This window comes from Clavibacter sp., assembly GCF_014802555.1.
Taxonomy (GTDB): Bacteria; Actinomycetota; Actinomycetes; order Actinomycetales; family Microbacteriaceae; genus Clavibacter; species Clavibacter sepedonicus.
This window is the reverse complement of sequence record NZ_JAAVCB010000147.1, coordinates 1-11315: the sequence shown is the minus strand read 5'-3', so window position 1 is coordinate 11315 and position 11315 is coordinate 1. Positions and strand designations below refer to the sequence as shown.

General features: G+C 72.8%; 11 protein-coding genes. 8 read left to right on the top strand and 3 right to left on the bottom strand.

The window, feature by feature from the left end:
• From HDR73_RS15960 to HDR73_RS15940, 5 genes are all read left to right on the top strand, one after another.
• Positions 1–620, top strand: a 620-nt coding sequence (locus tag HDR73_RS15960; protein WP_287136486.1) for a septum formation family protein, incomplete at its 5' end; no start/stop codon positions are given.
• Between the two features lie 154 nt (positions 621–774).
• Positions 775–2055 carry an MFS transporter gene (locus tag HDR73_RS15955; RefSeq protein WP_041464278.1) on the top strand — a complete coding sequence of 427 codons (1281 nt, stop codon included), beginning with the start codon at positions 775–777 and terminating at the stop codon, positions 2053–2055.
• A complete protein-coding gene (locus HDR73_RS15950; protein ID WP_012297714.1) occupies positions 2052–3269 on the top strand; it encodes an MFS transporter in 1218 nt (405 codons plus the stop codon). The genes HDR73_RS15955 and HDR73_RS15950 overlap by 4 nt, the downstream gene beginning before the upstream one ends.
• A gap of 327 nt (positions 3270–3596) precedes the next feature.
• The gene (locus tag HDR73_RS15945; RefSeq protein ID WP_287136485.1) at positions 3597–3839 is read left to right on the top strand and encodes a hypothetical protein; all 243 of its coding nucleotides are present in this window, start codon (positions 3597–3599) and stop codon (positions 3837–3839) included.
• A 225-nt stretch (positions 3840–4064) separates the two neighbouring features.
• Positions 4065–4934 (top strand): DUF2599 domain-containing protein, encoded by an 870-nt coding sequence (locus tag HDR73_RS15940; protein WP_165770248.1) that lies wholly within the window; start codon positions 4065–4067, stop codon positions 4932–4934.
• Between the two features lie 71 nt (positions 4935–5005).
• Here the strand turns inward: HDR73_RS15940 and HDR73_RS15935 are convergent, their stop codons facing one another.
• Positions 5006–5803: an HAD-IIA family hydrolase gene (locus HDR73_RS15935; protein WP_012297717.1), complete on the bottom strand. Its 798-nt coding sequence runs from the start codon at positions 5801–5803 to the stop codon at positions 5006–5008.
• A gap of 129 nt (positions 5804–5932) precedes the next feature.
• Between HDR73_RS15935 and HDR73_RS15930 the strand changes: the two genes are divergently transcribed.
• On the top strand, positions 5933–6838 hold the full coding sequence (locus HDR73_RS15930) for a metallophosphoesterase (protein WP_012297718.1): 906 nt from the start codon (positions 5933–5935) through the stop codon (positions 6836–6838).
• A 63-nt stretch (positions 6839–6901) separates the two neighbouring features.
• Here the strand turns inward: HDR73_RS15930 and HDR73_RS15925 are convergent, their stop codons facing one another.
• Positions 6902–7072: a CsbD family protein gene (locus HDR73_RS15925; RefSeq protein ID WP_012297719.1), complete on the bottom strand. Its 171-nt coding sequence runs from the start codon at positions 7070–7072 to the stop codon at positions 6902–6904.
• A 184-nt stretch (positions 7073–7256) separates the two neighbouring features.
• On the opposite strand from HDR73_RS15925, the gene HDR73_RS15920 reads away from it, so the two are divergent.
• Together HDR73_RS15920 and HDR73_RS15915 are read left to right on the top strand one after the other, a co-directional pair.
• The gene (locus tag HDR73_RS15920) at positions 7257–7676 is read left to right on the top strand and encodes a PLD nuclease N-terminal domain-containing protein (RefSeq protein ID WP_012297720.1); all 420 of its coding nucleotides are present in this window, start codon (positions 7257–7259) and stop codon (positions 7674–7676) included.
• Positions 7677–7764: 88 nt separating this feature from the next.
• A complete protein-coding gene (locus tag HDR73_RS15915) occupies positions 7765–9954 on the top strand; it encodes a RecQ family ATP-dependent DNA helicase (RefSeq protein ID WP_012297721.1) in 2190 nt (729 codons plus the stop codon).
• 15 nt (positions 9955–9969) lie between these two features.
• Here HDR73_RS15915 and HDR73_RS15910 read toward each other — a convergent pair whose 3' ends face one another.
• The gene (locus tag HDR73_RS15910) at positions 9970–11013 is read right to left on the bottom strand and encodes a DNA-methyltransferase (protein ID WP_041464279.1); all 1044 of its coding nucleotides are present in this window, start codon (positions 11011–11013) and stop codon (positions 9970–9972) included.
• Positions 11014–11315: the final 302 nt, after the last annotated feature.

Genomic DNA, 11315 nt, shown 5'->3' with positions numbered 1-11315 from the left:
TCGCCGCCCCTCCCGCCGCCGCACCGCCGCGCGCCCCCCGCGGCCCGCGGCGCACCGGCCTCTGGGTCGGCGGCGCGATCCTGCTGGTGCTGCTCCTGGTCGGCCTCTTCTACCTGGGCCAGCGGCTCGGATCCGGCGCCGCGCCCGACCCCGCCCCCGTCGCCACCACGACCCCCGAGGCCTCGCCGACCCCGTCGCCCACCCCCACGGATCCCGTGCAGGGCCCGGCCGCGGCGGGCACCCAGGCGTGGGACGCGCTGCTCGGTGGCGAGTGCATCGACCCGTACTCCACGCCGTGGGAGGAGGAGTTCACGGTCGTCGACTGCGGCTCCGAGCACCACGCGCAGATGGTCGCCCGCGTCGCGCTCCCGCAGACCGGCGACGCCTTCCCCGGAGAGGAGGCCGTGCGCGACTCCGCCGACCAGCTCTGCATCGCGGACACCGTGATCGACTACGCCGCGGCCCGCGCCTACTCCGACGTCCAGTACCAGTCGGCGTACCCGATCACGCAGGAGGAGTGGGCCGCGGGCGACCGCGACGCCTACTGCTTCGTGACGCGCGCCGGCGGCGGCACCTTCACGGGCAGCATCGGCGTCCCGCAGCCGCCCGTCGTCCCGTAGCCGCCAGCCCCTGCGCCGCTCCCCACCGGCGACGCACGCGCGGACCGTCCGTCCCGAACCTGGGGACTCGGGGAACGCCGTGCCGCGCTCCCGCCCTACCCTCGGCATCCCGCGCGCATCGCCCGTGCCCGCGGATCCAGGGGACGGGGAACGGATGGCCTCACGCGTCCGACCCGGCGACCGCGCCTTCCTGCTCCTCTGGGGCGCGCAGGCGGTCTCCTCCCTCGGAGCGAGCGCGGCGTCGTTCGCGCTCACGCTGCAGGTGTTCGCCGAGACCGGCAGCGCGCTGGCCCTCTCAGCGCTCACCGTCGTCGCCACGGTCGCGTCCATCTACTGCGCGCCGCTCACCGGCTGGGCGGCGGATCGCATCGGCCATCGCCGCGCGGCCCTCGCGAGCAACGCGGTGCTCGCGACCGCGTCCGTGGGCATGGCGGCGGTCTCGGCGGCGGGCCCCGGCCGGCTGCTCGCCATCGTCTACCCGCTCACGTTCCTGTCGGCGCTCGCGTCGTCGACCCTCGCGCTGACTCTCACGGCGAGCGTGCGGCGGATGCGCCAGGAGGCCGACCTCACGCGGATCAACGGCATCACCTCGCTCCTGCAGGACGGCCCGACTCTGCTCGCGCCCGTCCTCGGGGCCGCGCTCTCCGCGACCGTGGCCCCGTCCGCCGTCTTCCTCGTCGACGCCGCGACCTCGCTCGGCTGCGTGGCCGCGCTCCTCGTGGTGCGCTGGGATGCGCCGCCCGACCGCCGCATCCGGAACCCGTTCCGCGGCGCCCGCGACGGCATCGCGTGGATCCTCCGGCACCCCGGCCCCCGCCGTCTCCAGCTCGGCTTCGGGGCGCTCAACCTCGCCAACGGGATCGCCGCGTCCGCCACGACCGCGTACGTGCTGCTGCTCGGGGCGGGCGGCATCGGCTCCGGGGCGAGCCTCGCGGCGTTCAGCATCGCCGGATCCGCCGGGCTCCTCGCGGGTGCCGCGCTCGTCGCCGCCCGGGGCGACCGCATCCCGCGGCTCGCCGCCATCGCGGGCGCGGCCCTCGTGCTCGGTCTCGTGGGCCGTGTCGCGCTGGCCTCGACGGCGCTGCTCGGGGTGTGGATCGCCGCTGCCGTCGTCCGCAACGTCGTGCTCCAGGTGCAGGGCGCGCCGCTCACCGCGGTGTGGCAGGAACGCACACCGCCCGAGCGGCAGGGCGCGATCCTCGGCGCGAAGAAGCTGCTCGGCCAGGGGTTCTATCCGCCGGCGGTGCTCCTGGGCGGCGCGCTTACGGTCGCGCTGCACCCGCTCGGGCAGGAGACGGCGCTGCGGGTCGTCGTGATCGCGGGCGGTCTGGGCGAGGCGCTCGTGGGCCTCGCGATGCTGCGCTCCCACGGCATCCGCGCCCTGCTCGCCCGACCCACCGCGCCCGCCGCGGATCCCGCGAGCGCGGGCGGGTGAGCCGCGCCGGCTCCGATCCGCTCGGGCGGCGCTTCCGCGCGCTCCAGGCCGCGCGCACGATCTCGGCCGCGGGCAACGGCTTCGGCCGGGTGGCCCTCGCGTTCGCCGTGCTCGGGATCCCGGGCGCCGGGCCGGCGGAGGTGTCGCTCGTGCTCGCGTGCCAGACGCTGCCGCAGCTGCTGCTGATCCTCGTGGGCGGGGTCGTCGCCGACCGCGTCTCGCGGTCGCGGCTCATGGTGGCCGCGGAGGTCGCGGCGACGGCCGCCTGGGTGGGGCTGGCGCTCGTCTCCGGCCTCGGGGTCCCGTCGATCCCGGCGCTGGCCGTGCTCGCCGCGGTCGCGGGGATCGCGACCGCGATGTTCACGCCGGCGATGAGCGGCGTGGTGCCGCAGCTCGTGCGCCCGGATCAGCTGCAGCGGGCGAACGCGACCTTCCGGGTGGGCCAGAACGCGGCGCTGCTCCTCGGCCTGGGCCTTTCGGGCGTCGTCGTCGCGGAGCTCGGCGCGACCGCGGCGCTCGTCGTGAACGCGGCGTCGTTCGGCGTCAGCGGCCTGCTCATCGCCGGCATCCGCGTGCCGGATCCCGACCGCCCGCCGTCCCGTGTCCTCGCGGACCTGCGGCGCGGCGTTCGCGAGTTCGCGGCCCGGCAGTGGCTCTGGGTCACGACGGCGCGGTTCTCCGTGGTGGTCGCCGCGCTCAACGCGACGGTCGGCGTGCTCGGCCCGCTCGTCGCCATCCGGAGCTACGGCGGCCCGGCTGCCTGGTCGGTCATCGTCGCCTCGCAGGCGGTGGGCACCATCGGCGGCGCGACGCTCGCGGCCCGGATCCGCGTCGCCCGCCCCATCCGCACGGCCGTGCTCGCGACGCTGGCGCTCGCGGTGCCCATGCTGCTGCTCGCGTGCGCGGCACCCGTCTGGCTGCGCTGCGCGGGCATGATCGTGGCCGGGGTGGCGATCGACGTCTTCGGCGTGCTCTGGTCGACCACCCTTCAGCAGCGCGTGCCCGAGGACGTGCTCTCCCGCGTGAGCGCGTTCGACTCCTTCGGCTCCCTGTCGCTCGCGCTCCTCGGACTCCTGGTGGCCGGCCCGATCGCGGCGGCCACGGGCACGGGTGCCGCGCTGCTCGCCTGCGCGGGCCTCGTGGTCGCGGCCACGCTCGCCGCGCTGATCAGCCCCGAGGTGCGACGGCTCCGGAGCGGCCCGCGCGCTACATGATGCGCGGAGTTCCGGATCCACTCGGCGGACGGTCACGCGCAGACGCGGCTCCTGGAGACGGCGGGTCCGATTGTGCACAGACTCGGACGGCCCAGTGTGAGTGGGGAGATGCTTGCCCCGTCCGCCTGTCGGTTACGTGGAAAGAAAGTCATGTCTCGCAAAGAGATCACGCGATGGGTCTTGCTTACGGCGATTGTGGGGCCGGCGTGCGTATTTGCGTCGCTCTTGTTTCCGCCATTCCTGGTGCTAGGAGTCGCGGTCAGCGCGGCCGGAGGCTTGGGGCTCGCTATCGGTTATTCCAGGTTGACTGGACGATGGTCCTGGGCTGTGTCGGTCAGCGCCGCAGTTGTGGTCTTCGTCGCCTCCGCAGCGGTCTGTTTTGCCTTCTGGGGTCAAGCCTTCAACCTCACGGATCAGAACGCCCCTGTGCCTGTTGCGCTCGAAGCCGGGATTGCAGCCTCCGGTGCGCTCATTGTCTTGTCATTTGTCGCCTTTGCGGTCATCGTCGCTTCGGTGGCATCTCGGGCAAACCGCCGGGTTGGTCAGAACGTCGGTTCTGCTCGAGCGTAATCTTTCGCTCGGCACACGCGGTAGTCCATTTCGTGTGCACTGAGCTACTTCCGCACATTGGTTCGCATCTATTCGGAGGTGGAGCATCACTTATATGCATCACGCCCGCTCGCGGCTGTTGGAGCATTAGGCCTAGTCGCGCTTGTAATGATTAATCCCGCAGGCGCATCCGCGTCTGATCGGGGGACAGTAGCGAATGTCATCCGGTCTGCATCGCCTGAATTCATGACCACGGTAGCCGATCGTTCAAACGAGGCGCCTGGGGAAACCAACTTTGCTCTAAATGCTTGGGGCGTGACAGCGCGTGTCCCGCAAGATGCAAATAAGGAAGTGAGAATCGGGGCGCCTGGGAAGGCTGCGATCGGCGTTTCCTTGCCGTCCGCAAGCAGCGCACGCCTCGTGGCTTCTGGCTCGTCTGCGGTTACGGCCTTCGACAACGGAGACGGTTCGACCTCGGCAGTTCTGCCTCAAGAGGACGGGGCTGTGCAATTCGCGACCATAATCTCTGACTCTCAAGCACCCGATGAGTATACGTACTCTTTGGATATTCCGGCTAAATCGCATCTCGCTTTCAATGGCGAGAGCGGGTCCGTGAGCATTCTCGATTCCCATGGCCTGTGGATCGCAGGAGTGGCAGCGCCTTGGGCAAAGGATGCGACGGGTGCTTCGGTGCCAACTCACTTCAAAATATCGGGCGATCAACTCACCCAGGTTGTCCAACACGAAGGTGAAGGGGTCAAGTACCCTGTTGTGGCTGACCCTTGGTTGGGGGTCTCCCTCATCGACAGTGTTGTGTGGACGGCGGGTGATGAATGGGGCCCTACAGCCCAGATCTATCCGACGAGCGCGGGGCGTGATACTATTTTTGCACCAAAAATAGCCAACGAGGCAGCGTGGGGCGAGGCGTTGGAGAAGACCGATCGATCGCGCCTGGATCACAACAACCTCCACGATCAATTCACTTGTCATTGGCAGGTGGTTCGGTACGACGATCCGGGAAAGTCGAGTTGGAACCTCGACAGTGCTCGGCCCGATGTAGGACTAGCGGAGACCATTGCCGCTCGTTGCAACCCAGGGGGCGGTAGCGAGGATTGAGGGTGGGGCGAGAAGGGCGCTGGGACCTCGTCTCCGCCAGAGAGACAGCTTGTCTCGCCCCGGCCCGCTGATCAGAGCTCGGACTCGACCGGCTCCGGATCCAGCAGCTCCATGACGCCCGACAGCACCTCGTCGGGACGGAACGGGTAGCGCTCGATCTCGGCGCGGTCGCTGATGCCCGTGAGCACGAGCACCGTGTGCAGGCCCGCCTCGATGCCGGCGATGATGTCGGTGTCCATGCGGTCGCCGATCATGCCCGTGCTCTCGGAGTGGGCGCCGATCTTGTTGAGCGCCGAGCGGAACATCATGGGGTTCGGCTTGCCCACGATGTAGGGCTCCTTGCCCGTGGCCTTCGAGATGAGCGCGAGCACCGCGCCCGTCGCGGGCAGCACGCCCTCGGCGCTCGGGCCGGTCGCGTCGGGGTTCGTCGCGATGTAGCGCGCGCCGCCGTTGATGAGCCGGATCGCCCGCGTGATCGCCTCGAACGAGTAGTTGCGCGTCTCGCCGATGACCACGTAGTCGGGCTTCGTGTCGGTCATGATGAAGCCCGCCTCGTGCAGCGCGGTGGTGAGGCCGGCCTCGCCGATGACGAACGCGGATCCGCCGGGCATCTGCTGCTCGAGGAACGCGGCCGTCGCGAGCGCGCTGGTCCAGATGGCGGACTCGGGCACGTGCAGGCCGGACGCGCGGAGCCGGGCCGAGAGGTCGCGCGGCGTGAAGATGCTGTTGTTGGTGAGCACGAGGAAGGGCTTGCCCTGGTCCTGCCACTGCTGGATGAGGGCCGCCGCGCCGGGCAGGGCCTGGTTCTCGTGCACCAGCACGCCGTCCATGTCGGTGAGCCAGCAGTCCATCTCGTCGCGCCTCGCCACGGGGTACCCCTCTCGTCGTGGGTCGAGGCTACCGCCGGGGGATGCGCGGCCGCCGGGCCCCGGGGCGGCGTCACCCGATGTCCGCCGGCCGTCCCCCGCGGTGTCGGCCGGCCCCCGTAGGGTCGGCGCATGCACGCACTGGCTCCCGGATCCCTCCGCCTCGTCCACCTCAGCGACACCCACCTGCTCCGCGACGGCGGCCTGCACCAGGGCGTCGTCGACACGGGCGCCGCCCTCGACCGCGTCCTCGTCGAGGCCGATCGCGTGCCGCACGTGCGGCTCCTCGTCGGATCGGGCGACCTCTCGGAGGACGGCACCCCCGAGTCGTACGCGCTCCTGCGCGAGCAGCTCGTCCCGTGGACGTCGTCGCGCGGCGCCGCGCTCGTGCTGACGCCCGGCAACCACGACGTGCGCTCCGGCTTCCGGCTCGTGCTGGGCGACGGCCACGGCGGCCCGGGCACGGACGACGGCCAGGATCCCGCGGTCGTCCCGCCCATCGACGGCGTGACGATCGTGGACGGCTGGCGCATCGCGACCCTCGACACTTCCGTGCCCGGCAAGGGCTACGGCGCGCTCCGCGAGCAGCAGCTCGACGGGCTCCGCGAGCTGCTCGCGACCCCGGCCGAGCGCGGCACGGTGCTCGTGCTGCACCACCCGCCCGTGCCGGCGCCCACCGTGCTGCACGAGTCGCTCGCGCTGCAGGATCCCGAGCGGCTGGCGGAGATCGTGCGCGGCAGCGACGTGCGGGTCATCCTCTCGGGGCACTACCACCACCACATCGTCGGGTCGCTGGCGGGCGTGCCGGTGCTGGTCGCGCCGGGCGTCGCGAACGAGACGGACGTGGCGGCGGATCCCGGCACGGAGCGCATCGTGCGCGGATCCGGCTTCCTCGTGGTCGACGTCGACCCGGCGGGCGTCGTCACCTCGGTCGTGGTGCGGGCGCACGCGGAAGACGACGGCGACGAGGTCGCGCTGCTCGACGCGGAGCTGGTGCAGCGGATCATGGCGGAGTCGGGGGCGCCCGCCGCGCCGTGACGGCCCGGACATGAGGAGAGGCGGCGACCCGTGGGTCGCCGCCTCTCCGTATGCTGCGGGGATCTACTTGAAGACGTCCTTGACGTCCTCGCCGGCCTTCTTGGCGGACGCGGCGGTCTGGTCCTTCTGGCCCTCGGCCTTGAGGCGCTCGTCGCCCTTGTGCTCGCCGAGCGCTTCCTTGGCCTTGCCCGCGATGTCCTGAGCAGCGTTCTTGATCTTGTCGTCGAGACCCATGATCTCCTCCTCACTGAGGCCACCGGGTGCGGCCCTCGACTGGACTGTATGGCGGACCGCCCCTGAACACCTGACAGACGGCAGGTGCGTGTCCACTGAGCGAAGGGCCGGGTCGCTGCACCCTCCGCCGCGTCCGTGCACGGGCCTTCCGTCGGGCCCGGCACCGCCCCTAGGCTCCTCGACCGTGATCCTCTTCGGGCTGCTCCCCCTCCTCGTGGCCGTGTGCGCGCTCGTCGACCTCATCACGCGTCCGGACGACCGGGTCAAGCACCTGCCGAAGCTCGTCTGGATCCTTCTCATCGTCTTCCTGCCGCTCATCGGCAGCATCGTGTGGTTCTGCGTCGGCCACGACTGGGACGCCCGGCGCGAGCCCGTCGGCCCGCCGGACCGGAGCGCGGCCTACGAACGCGCGGCCGCCGCGGTGGACCGGCGCGTGCGGAGCACCGAGCAGCAGCTCGCCGACCTCGAGGAGGAGGAGCGGCACTACGCGGCGCTCGCCCGGATGAAGCAGCTCCAGGCCGAGCAGGCGGTGCAGGCCGCGCGCGCCGCGGGTCCCGCGCGGGCGCCGCGGGCCATCGAGCCGGGATCCACCCCGGAGCGGTAGCCCCTCCCCAGGTCGCGGGCGGGCGCTCCCTCCCTCGACGGGGTCGCCTCGGGAGGTCGCGGTCGGGGGCGGATGGGAGCATGGCCGCATGCCCGACACCGCGACGCCACCCTCCTCCGCTGCGACCTCGTCCGCTCCGACCTCCGACCTGCGGTCCGCCGCTCGTGAGCACCTCTCCCGGCTCGTCGGCGTCGCGGGTGCCGACTTCCACGACGGGCAGTTCGAGGCCTTCGAGGCGCTCGTGCAGGACCGCTCCCGCGCCCTCGTCGTGCAGCGCACCGGATGGGGCAAGTCGGCCGTCTACTTCGTCGCCACCCTGCTCCTCCGCCAGCAGGGGCTCGGGCCGACGCTCCTCGTCTCGCCGCTCCTCGCGCTCATGCGCGACCAGGTCGCCGCGGGCCGTCGCGTCGGCGTGCGCGCGGTCGCCATGAACTCGAGCAACGCCCACGAGTGGGACGACCTGCTGCGCGCGCTCGACGCGGACGAGGTCGACCTCCTCCTCGTGTCGCCCGAGCGCCTCAACAACCCGCGCTTCCGCGACGAGCAGCTGCCCGCGCTGCGCGCCCGGCTCGGCCTCCTCGTGGTCGACGAGGCGCACTGCATCTCCGACTGGGGCCACGACTTCCGGCCCGACTACCGGCGCCTCCGCGACCTCATCTCCTCGGTCGACGAGCGCGTGCCCGTGCTCGCCACCACCGCCACCGCGAACTCGCGCGTGGTGGCGGACGTCGAGGAGCAGCTGAGCGTCGGATCCGCCGGCGCGGGCGTCGTCGAGACCGAGCGCGTGCCCGTGGTCACCATCCGCGGGCCGCTCGCCCGGCGGTCGCTCCGGCTCGGCGTGCTGCGGCTGGAGAACAGCCGCGACCGGCTCGGCTGGCTCCTCAGCCACCTCGACGAGCTGCCCGGCAGCGGCATCATCTACGCGCTCACCGTCTCGGCCGCGCAGGACACCGCGCGGCTGCTGCGCGACGCCGGTCACGCGGTCAAGGCCTACACGGGGCGTGACGACCCGGCCGACCGCGAGCAGGCCGAGGGCGAGCTGCAGCGCAACGAGGTCAAGGCGCTCGTCGCCACGAGCGCGCTCGGCATGGGCTTCGACAAGCCCGACCTCGGGTTCGTGGTGCACCTCGGCGCGCCGTCGTCGCCCGTCTCCTACTACCAGCAGGTCGGGCGCGCGGGGCGCGGATCCGCCGACGCGGACGTGCTGCTCCTGCCCGGCCGCGAGGACCCCGACATCTGGCAGTACTTCGCCACGGCCTCCATGCCGGACGAGCAGCAGGCCGCCGCCGTCATCCAGGCGCTCGGCGAGAGCGACCGCCCGCTGTCGGTGCCCGCGCTCGAGTCGCGGGTCAGCCTGTCGCGGAGCCGGCTCGACCTCCTGCTGAAGGTGCTCGACGTCGACGGGGCCGTGCGCCGGGACACCTCGGGCTGGTCGGCGACGGGCGTCCCGTGGGTCTACGACCGCGCCAGGTGCGAGCAGGTCGCCGCCGCCCGCGTGCGCGAGCAGCAGGCGATGCTCGACTACGAGACCACGCTCGGCTGCCGGATGGAGTTCCTGCAGCGCCAGCTCGACGACGACACCGCGGCTCCCTGCGGGCGCTGCGACCGGTGCGCCGGCGCGTGGTACCCGGCGTCGCTGGACCAGCAGGCGTCGGCCACCGCCTCGCAGGCGCTCGACCGGGTGGGGCTCCCGATCGAGCCGCGGCTGCGCTGGCCCACGGGCGCGTCCAGCGTGGGCGTGCCGCTCAGCGGCGCCATCGCGGCCGGAGAGCAGGTCGACGAGGGCCGTGCCCTCGCCCGGCTCACCGACCTCGGCTGGGGCGGCCGCCTGCGCACGGTCTTCGCCTCCGGCGCGGAGGACGCCCCCGTGGACGACGCGCTCGTCGCGGCCTGCGTGCGCGTGCTCGCGGAGTGGGGCTGGGCGGAGCGCCCCCGGGCCGTCGTGCACGTGCCCTCCGCCGGACGGCCGCAGCTCGTCGCGAGCCTCGCCCAGCGCATCGCGGAGGTGGGGCGGCTGCCGTTCCTCGGGTCGCTCGAGCTCGTGGATCCGGGAGCACCGGGCGCCGCGCGCGGCAACAGCGTCTACCGGCTGGGCCGGGTGCACCCGCGCTTCGCCGTGCCGGCGCACCTCGCCGACGACCTCGCGGCGGATCCGCGTCCGGTGCTCCTCGTGGACGACCTGGTCGACACCCGCTGGACGCTCACGGTCGCCGGCCGCCTGCTGCGGAAGGCCGGGGCCACGCGCGTGCTGCCGTTCGCGCTCGCGCAGCAGGGGTAGGCGAGCGATCGGCGATCAGCCGACGGGCGGATCCTCGTCCTGGCCGACGAAGACCGTGCCGCCGCCCGTGAGCCGCGCGCGCATCACCTCGACGGCCTGCGGGTTCTCGTCCACCAGTACGAAGCGGCGGCCGAGCTCGCGGGCGGCGGCGCCCGTGGTGCCGGATCCGGCGAAGAAGTCGAGCACCCAGTCGCCGGGCCGGCTCGACGCCTGCACGATGCGGCGCAGCACGCCCAGGGGCTTCTGGGTCGCGTAGCCCGTCTTCTCGCGGCCGGTGGGGGAGACGATCGTGTGCCACCAGACGTCCGTCGGCAGCTTGCCGCGCTCGCGCTTCTCCGGGGTCACGAGTCCCGGCGCCATGTAGGGCTCGCGGTCGACCCCCTCGGAGTCGAAGCGGTAGCGGAGCGGGTCCTTCACGTAGACGAGGATCGTGTCGTGCTTGGCGGGCCAGCGGCGGCGCGACTTCGCGCCGTAGTCGTAGGCCCACACGATCTCGTTGAGGAACGAGCGTCGGCCGAAGAGCGCGTCGAGCACGACCTTGGCGTAGTGGACCTCGCGGTAGTCGAGGTGCAGGTAGAGGGTGCCGGTGGGATCCAGGAGGCGCCACGCCTCGATGAGGCGCGGCTCGAGGAAGTCCCAGTAGTCGGCGAAGGAGTCGTCGAAGCCGTAGAGCATCCCCTTCACGGAGTTGTAGCTGCGGCCGTGGAACCCGAGGCGCGCGCCCGGCGGACGGGCCGGCTCGGGGGTGGCGGTGCTCGCGGGGGCGAGGGCGGGCGGGGCGGTGTCGGGTGCGGCGTCGGGGTCGGCGTCAACGGCCGGGTCGGTGTTCGGGTCGGCGTCAGCGGCCGGGTCGGCGGCCGGGTCGGCGTCGGCGGCCGGATCCGGATCCGGCGTGCGCGTCACGGTGAGGTTCTGCCGCTCCTGCGTGCGTCCGGTGTTGAACGGCGGATCCAGGTAGATGAGCTGGAAGGCGCCGTCGGGGAGCGCGCGCACGGCCTGGAGGTTCTCCGCGTGGATCACGAGGTCGGGGCCGTCGGGGGTCCACGCGGGCTGGGGCACGCCCCGAGGTTAACGGACCTCGGCGCGGGTCCCGCTCGCGCGGCGGCGGGACGCCCGTCGTGCGGTCCGCCCCCATTTCGGGGCGGATCGCCCGCAGCCCTGCCGCGGGGATCGTCCCCTCCGCTAGGAACGTCACATGAGCGATGACCGCGACCCCGACCGGACCGACGGACCCCACCCCGACGAGCCGCGGGGCGAGGGCCCGGGCCACGGGGAGGCGGGCGAGGCGGGCTCCGCGGCGGCGGATCCCGTCAGCCCCTACGGTCCGGCCGCGCCCGCCGGCGCGCCTGCGTCCGCGCCCG